We start from the raw sequence: 15730 nt of genomic DNA, 5'->3' as shown, positions 1-15730 counted from the left end.
ACCCCGATCCCGTTTCAGGAGGGACTGCATGGGGACCGCCTTGCCTTCCGCCACCAGTGCTGCCCACGAGCAGTTGCTGGCCCGCCTGTCGGAAGAGAAAACCATCGATGCGCTGAACCGCCTGCTCGACCGTCTCGACGTCATCGCCTTTCTGGCGGACGCCCTGGACGGTTTTCTCTCCCGCGCCAACGTGGTGGCGGAAAGCGTCGCCGAGAGCGTGTCCGACCTGAAGCGCCTGACCGGTGACGAGACCGCGACCGGCGATGTCATCAGCCGCATTCCACAGCTTGCCCGCGTCGGCGTACAACTGGCGGACGTTTCCGCCACACCGGCGTTTCAGCGACTGATCGATTCGGGATTGATCGAACGACTCGGCAACGAGCAGACCATCGACGCGGTGAAGGCCGTGCTCGATCGGCTTGAACTCGCCGCGTTCACCCTCGACGCGATCGATGGATTCCTGCGCCGGGGAGACACCATCGCGACGGCGCTGTCCGACGACATCGACGATCTCAAACGGGCCTCCGACGCGGACTTCACCAAATTCAAGGAAGTCCTCGCCGCGCTGCCCCCGCTGGTGGCGGCCGGACAGACGCTGGTGAAGTCGGGAATGCTGGAGCCCCGCACCGTCGAAGTGCTCGGCAAGATCGGGCGATCGGCGGCCGATTCGTACGAGGAAGCCCGCACGTCGAACGCGGAATCGAAGCCCATCGGCATGCTGGGTCTTCTGCGGGCCCTGCGCGATCCCGACGTGAATCGCGCGGTGAGTTTCGCGCTCCACGTCTCCAAGGCCTATGGACAGACGCTGGCCCGCTGAGTCGGTCACCCGATGCATGAACTGTCCATCGCCCAGAGCATCGTCGAGGTGGCCGGCGCGGAAGCCGCGCGCCTGCAAGCGACCCGCATTCTGACGGTGTACCTTGCCGTGGGTCGGCTCTCCGGAATCGAAGCGGGAGCGCTGCAGTTTTCCTATGATCTCGTCACCGAAGGGACGGTGCTCGCCGGCTCCCGCCTGGTGATCGAGGATGTTCCCATCAGCATCTACTGTGCCCCCTGCGGCGCTCTGCGGGAGCTGCCGGGGGTCAATCGGTTCCGGTGTCCGGTCTGTGACACGCCGAGCGGGGATATCCGGCGCGGACGCGAACTGGACCTCACCGGACTGGAGGTGGACGAACGCGTGGCTGCGACCTGTGAGACCCTTTCGCCCGTGAACGGCACGGACGCCATGACCGGCGTTCCGGAGCGTCCGGCATGACATCCACATTGCCTGCCACGCGGATCGTCGAGGTTCGCGCCGGCATTCTCCGCAAGAACGACGAACTCGCACGTGCACTGCGCGCGCGATTCGAAGCGGCCGGTGTGTTCGTGGTGAACCTGGTATCGAGTCCGGGAACGGGTAAGACCGCGTTCCTCGAATGGACACTCACCGCATTGCATCAGCGTGGTGTGCGGGTTGCCGCACTGGTGGGCGACCTCGAGACCGACAACGACGCCCGGCGTCTCGCCCGGAGCGGTGCACCGGTGCGGCAGATCAATACCCATGGGCGCTGTCATCTCGAGGCGGAGATGATCGAGGCGCATCTCGACGGGTGGGCGCTCGGCGAACTCGATGTACTGTTCGTGGAGAACGTCGGAAACCTGGTCTGCCCCGCGTCCTACGATCTCGGAGAAGCGCTACGGCTCGTGCTGCTTTCCGTGACCGAAGGCGAGGACAAGCCGCTCAAGTATCCCACGATGTTCAATTCCGCCGACATCGCGATGATCACGAAGGCCGACCTTGCCACCGCCTGCGAATTCGACCGGGCGGCCGCCGGCGCCGCGATCGAGTCGGTGCGGCCGGGCATGCCGGTGCTCGCCTGCTCGTCGCGTACGGGCGAAGGGCTGGACGAATGGCTCGCATTGCTCGACAGGCGACGGTCACACTGGCGCACGCAGTGGCCGGCCCCGGGCGTGGTCCCATCGCCTGCCACGTCGTCGCGCACTGTGCCCTGAGCGACGAGTCGTCTCGGTGATTCGCGCATCTCTTCCTCCAGGAAGTCCGGCCCTCGATCTCGTTGGTGCGGCGGCCGCGGTCCTGGCGCGCGAACCCGATGGCGTGGCCCTGCGGGAGACACTGTGCTCCACCATCGCAAAGCGACTGCATGCACCCCTCGTGGCCATCGGCACGGTCCATGAAGGCGAGGTCACGACGATCGTCGGCAATAGGGCGCTTCCCGAGCAGCAGAGCACACGCACGCTGCGCGGGGTCATGCGCGTTGCAGCGACCCGCCGCGAACTGCTGCTCAGCAACGAATCGTTCGACGCCATCGCGGGCACCTGTGTCACGCCTCAGATGCTCGGCTGGCGAAGCGTCGCCGTACTGCCGGTGGCACATCACGCCGGCCACTCGACGGCCGTGCTGTTGGTGTCGGCAACCGAGGAGCAGGGATTTCCGCGGGACATCCTGCGGGGACTCACGATCGTCGCCGACCAGTTGGCCGTTGCGGTCGATCGTGCCGAACTGCTCGGACGGCTCGCCGAATGGTCGAACGGCATGGAAGCGCTGCTGGCATTTTCCGGATCGGTGCACCGGCATCGGGAGCCGACCGAACTCGTCCAGGAAATGGTGGAGCATGCCGCCCGCTTCCTGAAGGCCGATGGCGGCCGTGGGGGCCTGACCGGACTCTCGCCGGACGGCGAGGTCGTGACGAGTTCGGAAGCGTACTGGCGAAGTGGAAGCTGGCGGCGGATGCCCCGTCGATGGAAGAGAAGCGAGGGCATCCCCGGTCGTGTGCTGGACCACGAGTTTGCCGTTCTGACGGCCGACTATCCGAACGAATCGGCACGGGACAACGAACTCGCGGAACAGGACAACGTGCACCATGCGATCTGTGTGCCCCTGCGCGATGCATCCCACCAGGTCGTCGGGTTTCTGGAACTGCATCGCGGCGCGGAACGCCCAGCCTTCACCTGGAACGATGCCTCCTTTCTCGAAGCGCTGGCCGACACCACCGCCATGGCCATCGAAAATTCGCGTCTCGTGACGGCATTGGCCGCGAAGAACGCCGAGGTGCGGCAGCTCTTTGCCCTGCACGCCGACCGCATCGAGGAGGAACGACAGCACATCGCCCGTGAACTGCACGACGAAGCCGGGCAGGCGCTGGTCGGCGTGAAGCTCGCCCTGCAGGTGCTCTCGCGTGTCCTGCCCACCGATGTGCCGGCCGTACGCGCTCCGCTCGACGAACTCCGTCTGCAGGTGAATCAGGCCACGGCACGATTCCGTCAGCTCGCCCGGCGGTTGCGCCCGCCGGCGCTCGATCAACACGGGCTGGCCGCCGCGCTGGCACAACTGGCCCACGACACGGAGCAACGCGGTGGCTTCTCGGTGCAACTCCAGGTGGATGGACTCGATCAGCGTCGCTTTCCCCTGCATGAGACAGCCGTGTTCCGCATCGTGCAGGAGGCGTTGACCAACGTGAGCGCCCACGCCGAAGCCTCCGTCGTCAGCGTGCAGGTCGCCGAGACTCCGCAGCATCTGTTCGTGCGCGTGGCCGATGATGGATGCGGCTTCGATGCGACCCTGCGGCAGGCGGGGCTCGGTCTGCGCGGTATCGCCGAACGCGCCCATCAGCTCGGCGGCGTCTGTCAGGTGGAGAGTCGTCCGGGCCATGGAACGACAGTGTCCGTGCACCTTCCCCTGGGATGAGTACGCGCATCCGCATCGTCCTCGTGGACGATCATGCGCTCGTGCGCCGCGGCCTGGCGCTGCTGCTGCGTCTCGAGGGCCGGCACGAAATCATCGGCGAAGCCGGCAGCGGTGAGGCGGCGCTGCCGCTCATCGAATCGGAGCGTCCCGACCTGGTGATTCTCGACCTCAACATGCCGGGCATGGATGGCCTCGAGACACTGCGTCGTCTTCGCGCGCGCGGAATTCCGACCAGAGTGCTCGTGCTTTCCATGCACGATGAAACCCATCTCGTGGGAGAAGCGCTGACGGCCGGCGCCGACGGTTATCTGCTCAAGGACTCGATGGACGATGAGCTCTTCCTGGCCATCGACGGGATCATGCGCGGTCAACGGTATCTCGCGGCCGCCATCGACCGGGCCCGCCTCCAGGAGTCGCGTCTGCGTCCCATGGCGCTCACGGCGCGGGAGCGCGAAGTCCTGCAGCTCATCGCCAACGGCCTGACCACGAGTGCCGTCGCCGAGACACTCAACATCTCGCCGCACACGGCCACACGTCATCGGGCGAACCTCATGCAGAAGCTGAACGTGCACAACCAGGTGGAGTTGGTCCGCATCGCCGTCGGTCAAGGACTGATCGTACTGCAGACGCCGACCTGAATCGCCGGTACGGTCCCCGCCGCATCTACCAAGTTCTTGCTATTGTTGCGCCCCGCCGGCGGGCGCATCGTGTCGGTGATTCGGCAGTCGATGCTGCACGGCATCCCCCTTCCTTCCCACTCCCCGTCGGTCCATCGGGCCGACCCCGCAGGAGACTCCCCACATGGCAACGGTGCTGTGGCTGCAGGGTGGCGCGTGTTCCGGGAACACGATGTCCTTCCTCAATGCCGAGGAGCCGAGTGCATGCGATCTCGTCACCGACTTCGGCATCGACATCCTCTGGCACCCGTCGCTCGGTTTCGAAATGGGCGCACCGGTGCGGCAGATGCTCGACGATCTCGCGGCCGGCAGGCGGCAGCTCGACATCTTCGTCTTCGAAGGCACGGTCATCCTCGGTCCGAACAAGACCGGGCGATTCAACATGTTCGCCGACCGTCCGATGAAAGACTGGGTGCAGGAGATCGCCGCGCATGCGGGTGCCGTCGTGGCCCTCGGTGACTGTGCCTGCTGGGGCGGCATTCCCGCCACGGAACCCAACCCGGTCGACAATGTCGGTCTGCAGTATCTCAAGCGGAAGCAGGGCGGCTTCCTGGGCAGCGACTTCCGTTCCAAGTGGGGACTTCCCGTGGTGAACATCCCGGGCTGCCCCACACACCCCGACTGGGTGACGCAGATCCTGGTGGCCATCGCGTCGGGACGGGCCGGCGATATCGCACTCGACGATCTCCAGCGCCCGCAGACGTTCTTCAAGACGTTCACGCAGACGGGTTGCACGCGTGTGCAGTACTTCGAATACAAGCAGAGCACGATGGAATTCGGACAGGGCACCCGACAAGGCTGTCTCTTCTACGAGCTCGGATGCCGCGGACCGATGACCCATTCGCCCTGCAACCGCATTCTCTGGAACAGGCAATCGTCGAAGACCCGCGCGGGCATGCCCTGCACCGGGTGCACCGAACCCGAGTTCCCGTTCCACGATCTCAAGCCCGGAACGGTGTTCAAGACGCAGAAGGTGAGCGGCACCATTCCCAAGGAAGTCCCGACCGGCACCGACCACGTCTCGTACATGGCACACGCCGCGGCGGCCCGGATCGCGGCGCCCAAGTGGGCCAAGGAAGACATGTTCGTCGTCTGAGCCACGGCGCGGTTTCCCCTCACCTTTCCCTTTCCCGAGCACAATAGCCATGGCCACGGCCACCCAGCCCATGCCCTCCGATCTGCGCATCAGCCCCCTCGGGCGCGTCGAGGGCGATCTCGATCTGCGCGTGACGATACGGGACGGTGTCGTCACCGATGCCTGGACCGAGGCGAGCATGTTCCGCGGGTTCGAGATCATCCTGCGTGGCAAGGATCCGCAGGCCGGTCTCATCGTCACGCCGCGCATCTGCGGCATCTGCGGCGGTTCGCACCTGTACAAGGCGTCGTATGCGCTCGACACGGCATGGAAGACGCACATGCCGCACAATGCCACGCTCGTGCGCAACATCGCGCAGGCCTGCGAGACGCTGCTGTCCATCCCGCGATGGTTCTACGCACTCTTCGCGGTCGATCTCACCAACAGAAAGTACGCTCACCTCCCCGAATACGACGAAGTGGTCCGCCGCTTCGCGCCGTTCGTGGGGACCAGTTTCGAGCCGGGGGTGACCCTGTCGGCCAAGCCGGTGGAGGTGTACGCGATCTTCGGTGGGCAATGGCCGCACTCGAGCTTCATGATTCCCGGCGGTGTGATGTGCGCGCCGTCGCTGTCCGATGTCACGCGCTCCATTGCCATCCTCGACATGTGGAAGCGCGAGTGGCTCGAGAAGCAGTGGCTCGGCTGCTCCATCGAGCGCTGGCTGGAAATCAGGAGCTGGAACGACATGCTGGCCTGGGCCGAGGAGAACGAATCGCAGCGCAACTCCGATTGTGGTCTCTTCATCCGATTCGCCTTGCGCGCCGGTCTCGACAAGTTCGGTCAGGGCGTCGGTGCGTTTCTCGCCACCGGCACCTTCTTCGATCCGGTGCTCTACGAACATCCCACCGTGGAAGGACGCAACGCCGCGCTCATGAGCCGGGCCGGCATCTACGACGGTTCGGGGTTCCACGATTTCGATCATCTGAACGTGCGTGAGGATACGGCACACTCGTTCTATCGTGGAGACAAGTCGCTGCATCCGTGGCAGGGCGAGACCGATCCCATCGATCCGCTGGAAGGACACAAGCAGGGCAAGTATTCCTGGGCCAAGTCGCCGCGTTACGATGTGCCGGGCAAAGGCGCCGTGCCCCTCGAGGTCGGCCCGTTGGCCCGTCAGGTCATCGCGGGTCGTGAAGGCGCGGCGGCGCATCAGGAATACGATCCGTTCATTCTCGATGCCGTCCGCACGGTCGGCCCGAGTGTGCTGGTGCGGGTCATGGCACGCATGCACGAGGCGCCCAAGTATTTCCGGAACGTTCGCCGGTGGCTCGATCAGATCGATCTGCACGATCGTTTCTACAACAAGCCGGTCGAACTCGAGAGCGGGCGTGGATTCGGTTCCACCGAAGCGGCGCGTGGCTCGCTGTCCGACTGGATCGTGCTGAGCGATGGCAAGATCGAGAACTACCAGGTGGTCACACCGACCGCGTGGAACATCGGTCCGCGCGATCGCCTGGGCCGCCACGGCCCCATGGAGCAGTCCTTCATCGGCGCCGAGATCCACGACCCCACCGATCCGATCGAGATGGGACACGTGGCCCGCTCCTACGATTCCTGCCTCGTGTGCACCGTGCATGCCTACGATGAAAAGACGGGCAGGGAGCTCTCCCGCTTCCGCATCGGTGAGATGGGTTGATGGACCGATGAACGACCCGACACGGGTCCTGATCGTCGGGTGCGGCAATCTGCTGCGCGGCGACGATGCGGTGGGTCCGGTTCTCGTGCGGCACCTCTGGGACAGAGGGGTGCCGCACGCCGTGCGTTGTGCCGACGGCGGCACGGGCGGCATGGACGTGGGGTTCCAGATGCGCGGTGTGCCCCACGTGATCATCGTCGACGCCTGCCGCAGCGGTTCCGAGCCCGGTGCGATCTTCCGCCTGGACGGCAGGGACGCCGAAACCCCGCCACTCGCCGGCGTGAATCTGCATGCGTTCCGCTGGGATCATGCGCTGGCCTTCGCACGCTGGGCGCTCAAGGACGAGTACCCACCGCGTATCGACGTATGGCTCATCGAAGCGGAACAGTTCGAACCGGGCGCACCGCTCTCGCCCTCCGTGGAGGCCGCCATGTTCAAGGTGGCCGATCTCCTCATGAAAGAGGTCGAAGCCGAACTGAACCGGGTCACGGTGCAACTCAACGACGGTGGCTATCTGGTGCTTTCGGCACAAACCGCGCAGCGCTACTTCCCCGGGGATACGCTGCTGGCCATGCCGCAGGGCGCCGAACTCTGGCTGTTGCCGACCCGCGGTCCCGGCGGGGGCGGATTGCTGCTCAAACAGCGCAATCCGGCGGGCGATCGCAGCGTCCTCGTCAGGGAAGTCCTCCACGATCAGTGGCCATGCGGCGAACTCCCGGCCTTCTGGGATGCCGATCGCGGAGCGCTGCGGGTCGCCCTGCGAGCCGCGCCGCAGACAGCGCCCGCGTCAGGGACACCGACGCCCGGGACAGCGGCGCCGCGAGCGGCGGCGTCATGAGCGACGATGTCGATCGGCTGCACCGCGGAGCGTGGTCCGACAGTCCCGTCCTCACCGTGCGCACGCGCGTGGAAGCCGAGCGCGGGCGATGGGTGCTCCACCTCGATGTGGTCCGCATTCCCGACCACGATGACTATGTCGTCACGCATCGACTGGGGGACTACGCCTCACATGCCGAAGCGATGACGATCGCCCGGTTCGTCGAACGTGGCGCCAATCGTGAGCTGCCCCACCCTCCGCTGGGCTTCTGAAACACGCGACACCAACACGCGACACGAACACGCGACACCGATCGGTTCCGCTTTCCCGCACGGTCTCTTCCCGCCTTTCTTCTCCTTCCCGCCTCATGATCCGTCCGCAGCCGATCGGCATCTTTCCCTATCCCACCGGATTGCTGCTGCTTCCTCCCATGAGCGCATCCTCCACACAGGAGGCACTCGCCGGCACGGCCCTGGCAGCCCTGCTGCGTGGCGCGATTCCCTCGGAGTGGCCCGACGCCTGGCGCTTCTACGAGGCAGCGATCGGCGGGGACCGTGACACGGCGATGCGTTTGCTGACCGATGCCAGTCAGGCAGCCCATCAGGCCGACGACGCCATCGCGGCCTACAACCGGTATGTGCTCTCCGGCGAGGAACACGATCGACGGCGTGCCCTGGCCGATGACGATCCCATCGTGCGGGCACTCGTGCGCATGGCCGCGTTCGTGATGGGCGACGAATACCCCGAACACCAATCGCCCGGATTCGAGGCGGGGCTCGACGGAGAACTCGCGGGATATGCGCGACTGGTGAATGCGAGCCACTTCCTCGAGCGCGGCGATTTTGCGACCGCCGCCACCGAGCTCGAAGCCGGTGCCGCAGCCGCGCGCACGGTCTCGCCACTTCTCGCCGCGCAGATCGTCGCACAACGGGCCGGCCTCGACACCGCGCCCGGAGATGCCGAATCGCGATGGATGGACGCCATTGCACTCGCCGGAGACACACCGCTCCCCGGACTGCTCGCGGAACTGCTGTGCGGGCATGCGCTGGTGGTGCATCAGATCGCCGAGTCGCACCGGCATCGGCTCGTGGAAGCCACGCAGCTCTATCAGCGCGCCCTCAGGTGTGGCATCGATCGTGAATCACATCCGCTGCTCTGGGCGCGCATCCAGGCCAACCTCGGCATCGCCTACGTGGCCATGCCGATGTCCGAAGCCGGTGACAAGCTGCGTCTCGCCGTGGCCGTGCAGGCTTTCCGCGAAGCGCTCACCGTCTACGACCGGGAAACGCACCCCGAAGAATGGACCAGCACCATGCTCAACATGGCAAATGCCATGCAGTACATGCCGTCCGCGCACCAGCAGGAGAACCTGATGCAGGCGGTGGAAGCGTACGAGGAGTTGCTCACGGTACGGCCCCGGGCGATGGACCCGGTCGGGTATGCACGCATTCTGGCCAATCAGGGCAATGCACTCGCCCACCTGGGAATTTTTGCGCCGGCGGTGGAAAAGCTCACCGAAGCACACAAGCTGCTGCACTGGCACGATGAGGCCGATGCGGCCCAACGGCTTCTCGAACAACTCGAGATGATCAACCAACAGCTGTCCACATCGGGAATCGTCTGATGGAAGCGCACGCGAGACAGCAGTTCGACTTCTTCCTCAACACCGCCATCGAGCGCTTCGTGGAGCGTGTGGAGCATCGCTGCGGCGGTCCGGTGCCGGCGCTCACCCGGTTGCGCCTCGATCCGAATGCCGAGGGCATATGGGTGGACGAATTCATCGGTGCGCTGTTCGCCGACTTCCTTCTCGACAATCCCGCCGGGTCGGCGTTCGTGCTGCAGGCACTCTCGCGCCGTCCGCTCTCGGCTGCGGATGTCACCGCCATGTCCGCCGAGGCAGGGACCGTTGGCGACTGGCTGCAGCGCATGGCACGCCGGAGCTTCGCCATCATGCTCGCGGCCAAGACCGAAGAGGCGCTCGAACAGCGCCTCGCCTTCCAGGTCACGGACTGAGGTGCGCTCATGACGGCAACCGCTCCGCTCCCCTCGTCCGCACCGGTCCCGACCGATGCCGCCCCCTCTCTCGAGATGCTCGCGGCCGATGTGCAGCGGACCCTCGACGACGTCCGCGGCATGCCCATCGATCACCGGACCCGCGCCCTGGCCCTCAAGGACGCGCTCGAAGCCTTTCACAAGGCCGGTCTCACCACGATCGTGCGCGCCCTCAAGCAGGATCCGCGCGGCAAGGAGCTGCTGTTCGAACTGGTCGACGATCCGGGCGTCTACGCGCTGCTCGCCCTGCATGGCATCGTGAAGGCCGATGTGCGCACCCGCGTGGCGCGTGTCGTGGAGAATCTCCGTCCGTACACACAATCGCACGGTGGTGACGTCACGCTGGTGGACGTGTCGGGGAACACGGTCTATCTCCGGCTGTCCGGTGCCTGCAACGGTTGCAGCATGTCGTCGGTCACGTTGCGCAACGGCGTGGAGGAGGCGCTGCGTGAACAGGTGCCCGAGATCACCGCCATCGAAGTGGTACCCAATGAACCGGATGAAGCTGCCCCGCTCGTCACACTCACGCGGGCGCCGCGCGGTGATGGCTGGATCGATGGGCCGCTGCTGGAACAGGTTCACGAGGCCCGACCCTATCGCCATGAACTCGACGGCGGACGCAGCATCGTGATTCTGCGCCTGGATGATTCACTCACCGCATACTGGAACGAGTGCGCGCACATGGGACTGCCCATCGACGGTGGTCTCGTGGACCGGGAAGCCCGCACCATCACGTGTCCGTGGCATGGGTTCTGTTTCGACTGCACCACCGGCGAATGTCTGTCGGCACCCGAGGCCCAGCTCGAAGCTCTGCCGGTACGCGTCGACAGCGGCCGCGTACAACTGCGGCCGACATGACCGCGATACACCGCACGGCGGCGATGTCGGTGCCGATACGCCGACTGGGCGCGGCATCTCCATTTGGTCTCGCGCTGCCATCGGCGCAACCCACCGCCGGTCAGCTCTATGCGCCTCGCGGCGTGTGGTTCGATGACCATCGCGTCATCGTTGCCGATTCCGGCAACCACCGGGTGCTCATCTGGCACGCCCATCCCACCGTCGATGGCGCCGACGCCGATGTGGTGCTGGGCCAACCGGACTTCGAGTCGGAAGGTCCCGCCGCGGGTGGCCGTGGATGCGAAAACGGATTGCATCTCCCCACCGGTGTGCTGGTGTATCAGGATCGTCTGCTGGTGGCCGACGCCTGGCATCACCGCATCCTCGTCTGGAACGCGATCCCGACCCACAGCGATACCCCGCCTTCCTACGCCATCGGTCAACCGACACTCGCCGACGCGATGCCCAATGCCGGTGGGAGCATCGATGGCAATACGCTCTACTGGCCCTATGGCCTCGGCATCGCCGGGGGATGGTTCTGGATCGCCGATACGGGAAATCGCCGCGTGCTGGGATGGCCGTACATCCCGGAGCCCGGTGATCATGCCCAGATCGTTCTCGGTCAGGACGACCCATCACGGGCAGACGAGAACCGCGGTGGTCCGCCATCGGCCTGTTCGTTCCGCTGGCCCCACGCCATCAGCGGTGACGCCCGCACGTTGTTCGTGGCGGACGCGGGCAACCATCGGATCCTGGGCTGGACGCCGGTGCCGGATCGTGACCGGCCCGCCGATCTCGTCCTGGGGCAACAGGACTTCGAGCGCAACGAAGAACTCCCGCACCGTCCGCAGGGAGCCCATCGCCTGCGCTTTCCCTACGCGGTCGCCGCACAGCGCGACATGCTCGTGGTGGCCGATACCGCCAACAATCGTGTACTGCGCTGGCACACCATGCCGCGCGCCGGTGTGCAACGCCCCGCTGACGAAGTCCTCGGCCAGTCCGATTTCGACGCCGCCGGCGAGAATCGATGGACGGCCGTCACCGACGACACACTCTGCTGGCCCTACGGTCTCTGGCTGAATCGGGACCGGCTCGCGATCGCCGACAGCGGCAACAATCGCGTGATGTTCTGGTCCCTCGGGACCGCCCCCACCACCTCTCGAGCGGAGGTCTGACGATGTGCCTCGCCGTTCCCGGTCGGATCAGTGAAATCTTCGACGATGGCCCCGTGCGGATGGCCAGACTGGATTTTGGCGGCATCACGAAGAATGTCTGTCTCGCCTATCTCCCCGATGCCGTCGTCGGGCAGTACGCCATCGTGCACGTGGGCTTCGCCATCAGTCTGATCGACGAAACGTCGGCCCAGGAAACCCTGCGCCATTTCCGCGAACTGGGAATCCTGGAGGAAGAACTCGGAGAAGTGGCCGATGAAGCCTACGCGCCCCCACCACCCTGCCCGCTCCCGTCATGAAATACCTCACCGAATTCCGCGATGGGGAGATCGCGCAGCGAATGGCCGCCGAGATCCGGCAGCTCACCACGCGCCCCTGGGCCATCATGGAAGTGTGCGGGGGACAGACGCACAGCATCATGCGCAACGGCATCGATCAGTTGCTGCCGCCGGAGGTGGAACTGATTCACGGCCCGGGATGCCCGGTGTGTGTCACACCGCTCGAAGTGATCGACAAGGCCCTGGCGATCGCGGCCATGCCGGGCGTGATCTTCTGTTCGTTCGGCGACATGCTGCGGGTGCCCGGATCGGATCGTGATCTCTTCCGCGTGAAGAGCGAGGGCGGCGATGTGCGCATCGTGTATTCGCCGCTCGATGCCGTGGCGCTGGCCCGGCAGAACCCCGATCGCCAGGTGGTGTTCTTCGGCATTGGCTTCGAGACCACGGCGCCGGCGAACGCGATGGCGGTGCATGTCGCGAAGACGGAGGGGCTGCGCAACTTCTCCATGCTGGTCTCGCATGTGCTCGTGCCACCGGCCATCGATGCCATCATGCGCTCACCCACCAATCGGGTGCAGGCCTTTCTGGCCGCCGGCCACGTGTGCAGCGTGATGGGCTTCTGGCAGTATCCCACGCTGGCCTCGACACACCACGTGCCCATCGTGATCACCGGGTTCGAGCCGCTCGATGTGCTGGAAGGCATCCGGCGCACCATCGCGCAACTCGAACGCGGTGAACATGCCGTCGAGAACGCCTATGCGCGTGTGGTCACCTTCGATGGCAACCGCACGGCGCAGGAGTTGCTCGAACAGGTGTTCACGGTGAGCGATCGGAGCTGGCGGGGCATCGGGGTCATTCCGGCCAGCGGCTGGCGTCTGAGTGATGCCTATCGCGACTACGACGCCGAGCATCGGTTTGCCGTGTCGGACATCCGCACGCAGGAGTCGACCGTCTGCCGAAGTGGAGAGGTGCTGCAGGGCACCATCAAACCCACCGCCTGTTCCGCATTCGGTGAACGTTGCACGCCGCGCACACCGCTGGGAGCCACCATGGTCTCCAGTGAAGGCGCCTGCGCCGCCTACTTCAACTACGGGCACACGGTGCAACTCCAGCGTGTGGTGTCCCGGCCATGACCCTCTCCATCACGACGGACGATGGTCGAGCCACCATCTCCATGGACGAATGGAACTGCCCGCTGCCGCTGCGCGACTATCCGGCCATCGTGATGGGGCATGGCGGCGGAGGACAACTGTCGGCGGAGCTGGTGACGCACCTCTTCCGTCCGGCCTTCGCTCCGGGCGACACCAGTGCGCTCACCGATTCCACCGTGCTGACGCTCTCCGGCAACCGTATCGCCTGCACCACCGACACCTTCGTGGTGCAGCCGCTCGAGTTCCCTGGCGGCACCATCGGATCGCTGGCCGTACATGGGACGGTGAACGATCTGGCCATGAGTGGCGCCCGTCCCATCGCGATCACCGCCGGCTTCATTCTCGAGGAAGGGCTCCCGATGGTCCGTCTCGCGCGCATCGTGCACGACATGGCACGGGCGGCACGCGAGGCCGGCGTATCCATCGTCTGCGGCGACACCAAGGTGGTGGAGCGGGGACACGGCGACGGTCTGTACATCAACACCACCGGCATCGGCCTGCTCGATCCGGACGTGCACATCGCTCCGGATCGCGCCGCGGTGGGTGACGTCGTCCTGATCAGCGGCTTCATCGGCGATCATGGCATGGCCATCATGAGTCAACGTGAAGGGCTCGAGTTCGAGACGGCCATCGTGAGCGACTCGGCGGCCCTGCACACGCTCGTGGCATCGCTGCTCGACGCCGTTCCGGATGTGCACGTCCTGCGCGACCCGACACGCGGCGGTGTCGCCACCTCACTCAACGAAATCGCCGACGACGCGCAGGTGGGCATCTCGATCGACGAGCGCGTATTGCCGATACGATCCGAGGTGCGGGCCGCCTGCGAAATCCTGGGTCTCGATCCACTCTTCGTGGCGAACGAAGGCAAACTGCTCGCGATCGTTCCCGCGGAAGCAGCCAATGCGGCACTGTCGGCGTTGCGCAATCACGCGCTCGGCGCGGATGCCGCCATCATCGGTGAGGTCGTCGCCGATCACCCCGGTATGCTCGTCGCACGCACCGGGCTTGGCGCACGACGGGTGATCACCATGCCGATCGGCGAACAGCTTCCCCGTATCTGCTGATACCCATGCTGTCTGCGTTCTCCCGTGCCGTTCCACGCCGGCGGCGGCGGGTCGGACTGCTCTTCGCACTGCCGATGCTCGCCGGCGCGGCCGAAGCGCCTCCCGGGGCCGGATCGGTCGCGCCGATCTCGGGACAGTCGGGCGGTTCGGACAGATCGACCCCACGCTGGGCGGCTCCACGACGCGGGTCAATGCAGGCCTCGGTGTACCGATCGGGAGTGTCCGGGTCACCACGACCGTCCTCAATCTGCTGGGCAACAGAGGACGCGACGTGCAGCACTACGATGCCCCACGTCTCCCTGGGGAACCCGCGGGCGGAATCGAAGACGTGCACTTCCATCCCGTGGAACTGCACCAGCTCCGCATCGGCGTGAGCTTCGGCGACTGGGGAACGGTCCAGGCGCCGGAATAGGTCACACGTCGCTCCGCGTGACAACCGGTCGGGAATCGATCATCATTCCGGGATATCCCTCCCCTCGATTTCCCACCCCGGAGCCTCAGTGTCCTCTGCGCGTCGCGCATTTCTCAAGCAGGCCGGCATCTCCGCCGCCGCATTGGCGGCGATCCCTTCGCTCGCCCGTGCCGAATCTTCCGACGCGAGCCCGCAAGCGTGGTCGATGTCGCTGCACGGAGAATTCGAGGCTCTCGAGCAGCAGCAACAGGAGGCCTGGGACACCACCTGGACCCAGCGGGTCTCGGCGAAGCACAAGGCCATGTTCGACGTCCCCGAAATCGCGGATGGTATCGGTGTGTTCCGCGGTGCGATCTGGGGCGCGCAGTACATCGATGCGCTCAAAGTCACGCCGGCCGATCTGTCTACGGTGATCGTCATCCGCCACAGCGGCATTCCCCTGGCGATGAATCAGGATTTCTGGACCACCTACAACGTCGGCAAACAGTTCAAGATCAAAGGTGAGGACGGCAAGGTCATCAAGTACAATCCGGTACTGGCGGCGCCCGGCGCGCCCGCGCCCACCGGCATGATGGCCACCGCCGTGCTCGATGCCCAGATCTCGAAAGGCGCGATCGTCCTGGCCTGCAATCTCGCCTTCCGCAGCATCGTCGCGACCGTTCAGAAGCAGGACAAGCTGACGCCGCCCGAAGCGCGCGAGAAGGCAAAGAGCATGCTCGTGCCCGGCGTGATCCTGCAGCCGTCGGGGATCTTCGCGAACGTCCTCGCACAGGAGTGCGGGTGTGCGTTCGTGAATGCCGTCTGAGGAAATAAG

18 protein-coding genes are annotated in these 15730 nt (G+C 65.6%); all 18 read left to right on the top strand.

The features are described 5' to 3' along the window. The first annotated feature begins 28 nt into the window (after nucleotides 1-28). The 18 genes from WG208_RS14525 to WG208_RS14440 all read left to right on the top strand — a co-directional run bounded on the left by WG208_RS14525 (nucleotide 29) and on the right by WG208_RS14440 (nucleotide 15721). Entirely contained in the window at nucleotides 29-817 is a 789-nt protein-coding gene (locus WG208_RS14525) for a DUF1641 domain-containing protein (protein ID WP_337172100.1), read from the top strand. Nucleotides 818-829: 12 nt separating this feature from the next. Beyond that, nucleotides 830-1255 carry a hydrogenase maturation nickel metallochaperone HypA gene (gene hypA / locus WG208_RS14520; RefSeq protein ID WP_337172099.1) on the top strand — a complete coding sequence of 142 codons (426 nt, stop codon included), beginning with the start codon at nucleotides 830-832 and terminating at the stop codon, nucleotides 1253-1255. Next, nucleotides 1252-1992: a hydrogenase nickel incorporation protein HypB gene (hypB, locus tag WG208_RS14515; RefSeq protein WP_337172098.1), complete on the top strand. Its 741-nt coding sequence runs from the start codon at nucleotides 1252-1254 to the stop codon at nucleotides 1990-1992. Before hypA ends, hypB begins: the two co-directional genes overlap by 4 nt. Nucleotides 1993-2008: 16 nt before the next feature. Next, the gene (locus WG208_RS14510) at nucleotides 2009-3685 is read left to right on the top strand and encodes a GAF domain-containing sensor histidine kinase (protein WP_337172097.1); all 1677 of its coding nucleotides are present in this window, start codon (nucleotides 2009-2011) and stop codon (nucleotides 3683-3685) included. Continuing rightward, nucleotides 3682-4323 carry a response regulator transcription factor gene (locus tag WG208_RS14505; protein WP_337172096.1) on the top strand — a complete coding sequence of 214 codons (642 nt, stop codon included), beginning with the start codon at nucleotides 3682-3684 and terminating at the stop codon, nucleotides 4321-4323. The genes WG208_RS14510 and WG208_RS14505 overlap by 4 nt, the downstream gene beginning before the upstream one ends. Before the next feature lie 163 nt (nucleotides 4324-4486). Continuing rightward, the gene (locus tag WG208_RS14500) at nucleotides 4487-5458 is read left to right on the top strand and encodes a hydrogenase (protein ID WP_337172095.1); all 972 of its coding nucleotides are present in this window, start codon (nucleotides 4487-4489) and stop codon (nucleotides 5456-5458) included. A gap of 49 nt (nucleotides 5459-5507) precedes the next feature. Next, a complete protein-coding gene (locus tag WG208_RS14495) occupies nucleotides 5508-7133 on the top strand; it encodes a nickel-dependent hydrogenase large subunit (protein ID WP_337172094.1) in 1626 nt (541 codons plus the stop codon). 7 nt (nucleotides 7134-7140) lie between these two features. Further along, nucleotides 7141-7971, top strand: a complete 831-nt coding sequence (locus tag WG208_RS14490; protein WP_337172093.1) for a hydrogenase maturation protease — start codon at nucleotides 7141-7143, stop codon at nucleotides 7969-7971. Continuing rightward, nucleotides 7968-8222, top strand: a complete 255-nt coding sequence (locus WG208_RS14485; RefSeq protein ID WP_337172092.1) for a hypothetical protein — start codon at nucleotides 7968-7970, stop codon at nucleotides 8220-8222. Before WG208_RS14490 ends, WG208_RS14485 begins: the two co-directional genes overlap by 4 nt. Nucleotides 8223-8317: 95 nt before the next feature. Then, nucleotides 8318-9574 (top strand): hypothetical protein, encoded by a 1257-nt coding sequence (locus tag WG208_RS14480; RefSeq protein ID WP_337172091.1) that lies wholly within the window; start codon nucleotides 8318-8320, stop codon nucleotides 9572-9574. Further along, nucleotides 9574-9963 carry a hypothetical protein gene (locus WG208_RS14475; protein WP_337172090.1) on the top strand — a complete coding sequence of 130 codons (390 nt, stop codon included), beginning with the start codon at nucleotides 9574-9576 and terminating at the stop codon, nucleotides 9961-9963. Before WG208_RS14480 ends, WG208_RS14475 begins: the two co-directional genes overlap by 1 nt. A 9-nt stretch (nucleotides 9964-9972) precedes the next feature. After that, on the top strand, nucleotides 9973-10860 hold the full coding sequence (locus WG208_RS14470) for a NifU family protein (RefSeq protein WP_337172089.1): 888 nt from the start codon (nucleotides 9973-9975) through the stop codon (nucleotides 10858-10860). Continuing rightward, a complete protein-coding gene (locus tag WG208_RS14465) occupies nucleotides 10857-12014 on the top strand; it encodes an NHL repeat-containing protein (RefSeq protein ID WP_337172088.1) in 1158 nt (385 codons plus the stop codon). Before WG208_RS14470 ends, WG208_RS14465 begins: the two co-directional genes overlap by 4 nt. A 2-nt stretch (nucleotides 12015-12016) precedes the next feature. After that, on the top strand, nucleotides 12017-12310 hold the full coding sequence (locus WG208_RS14460; protein ID WP_337172087.1) for a HypC/HybG/HupF family hydrogenase formation chaperone: 294 nt from the start codon (nucleotides 12017-12019) through the stop codon (nucleotides 12308-12310). After that, nucleotides 12307-13422 (top strand): hydrogenase formation protein HypD, encoded by a 1116-nt coding sequence (gene hypD / locus WG208_RS14455; protein WP_337172086.1) that lies wholly within the window; start codon nucleotides 12307-12309, stop codon nucleotides 13420-13422. Before WG208_RS14460 ends, hypD begins: the two co-directional genes overlap by 4 nt. Then, nucleotides 13419-14504: a hydrogenase expression/formation protein HypE gene (gene hypE / locus WG208_RS14450; RefSeq protein WP_337172085.1), complete on the top strand. Its 1086-nt coding sequence runs from the start codon at nucleotides 13419-13421 to the stop codon at nucleotides 14502-14504. The genes hypD and hypE overlap by 4 nt, the downstream gene beginning before the upstream one ends. 271 nt (nucleotides 14505-14775) lie before the next feature. After that, nucleotides 14776-14916 (top strand): hypothetical protein, encoded by a 141-nt coding sequence (locus WG208_RS14445; RefSeq protein ID WP_337172084.1) that lies wholly within the window; start codon nucleotides 14776-14778, stop codon nucleotides 14914-14916. Nucleotides 14917-15004: 88 nt separating this feature from the next. Next, nucleotides 15005-15721, top strand: a complete 717-nt coding sequence (locus tag WG208_RS14440; RefSeq protein ID WP_337172083.1) for a hypothetical protein — start codon at nucleotides 15005-15007, stop codon at nucleotides 15719-15721. Nucleotides 15722-15730: the final 9 nt, after the last annotated feature.

Origin of the sequence: Gemmatimonas aurantiaca, assembly GCF_037190085.1 — a bacterium.
Classification (GTDB): Bacteria; Gemmatimonadota; Gemmatimonadetes; order Gemmatimonadales; family Gemmatimonadaceae; genus Gemmatimonas; species Gemmatimonas aurantiaca_A.
The sequence above is the reverse complement of the archived record's forward strand: the minus strand, read 5'-3'. Positions and strand labels throughout refer to the sequence as shown.

Excerpts from the sequence above, each read along its gene's own strand:
- WG208_RS14505 (WP_337172096.1), top strand. The coding sequence starts at position 3,682 with ATGAGTACGCGCATCCGCATCGTCCTCGTGGACGATCATGCGCTCGTG.
- WG208_RS14495 (WP_337172094.1), top strand. The coding sequence starts at position 5,508 with ATGGCCACGGCCACCCAGCCCATGCCCTCCGATCTGCGCATCAGCCCC.
- WG208_RS14465 (WP_337172088.1), top strand. The coding sequence starts at position 10,857 with ATGACCGCGATACACCGCACGGCGGCGATGTCGGTGCCGATACGCCGA.
- WG208_RS14475 (WP_337172090.1), top strand. The coding sequence starts at position 9,574 with ATGGAAGCGCACGCGAGACAGCAGTTCGACTTCTTCCTCAACACCGCC.
- WG208_RS14470 (WP_337172089.1), top strand. The coding sequence starts at position 9,973 with ATGACGGCAACCGCTCCGCTCCCCTCGTCCGCACCGGTCCCGACCGAT.
- WG208_RS14500 (WP_337172095.1), top strand. The coding sequence starts at position 4,487 with ATGGCAACGGTGCTGTGGCTGCAGGGTGGCGCGTGTTCCGGGAACACG.
- hypB (WP_337172098.1), top strand. The coding sequence starts at position 1,252 with ATGACATCCACATTGCCTGCCACGCGGATCGTCGAGGTTCGCGCCGGC.
- WG208_RS14525 (WP_337172100.1), top strand. The coding sequence starts at position 29 with ATGGGGACCGCCTTGCCTTCCGCCACCAGTGCTGCCCACGAGCAGTTG.
- WG208_RS14485 (WP_337172092.1), top strand. The coding sequence starts at position 7,968 with ATGAGCGACGATGTCGATCGGCTGCACCGCGGAGCGTGGTCCGACAGT.
- WG208_RS14490 (WP_337172093.1), top strand. The coding sequence starts at position 7,141 with ATGAACGACCCGACACGGGTCCTGATCGTCGGGTGCGGCAATCTGCTG.
- WG208_RS14480 (WP_337172091.1), top strand. The coding sequence starts at position 8,318 with ATGATCCGTCCGCAGCCGATCGGCATCTTTCCCTATCCCACCGGATTG.
- hypA (WP_337172099.1), top strand. The coding sequence starts at position 830 with ATGCATGAACTGTCCATCGCCCAGAGCATCGTCGAGGTGGCCGGCGCG.
- hypE (WP_337172085.1), top strand. The coding sequence starts at position 13,419 with ATGACCCTCTCCATCACGACGGACGATGGTCGAGCCACCATCTCCATG.
- WG208_RS14460 (WP_337172087.1), top strand. The coding sequence starts at position 12,017 with ATGTGCCTCGCCGTTCCCGGTCGGATCAGTGAAATCTTCGACGATGGC.
- hypD (WP_337172086.1), top strand. The coding sequence starts at position 12,307 with ATGAAATACCTCACCGAATTCCGCGATGGGGAGATCGCGCAGCGAATG.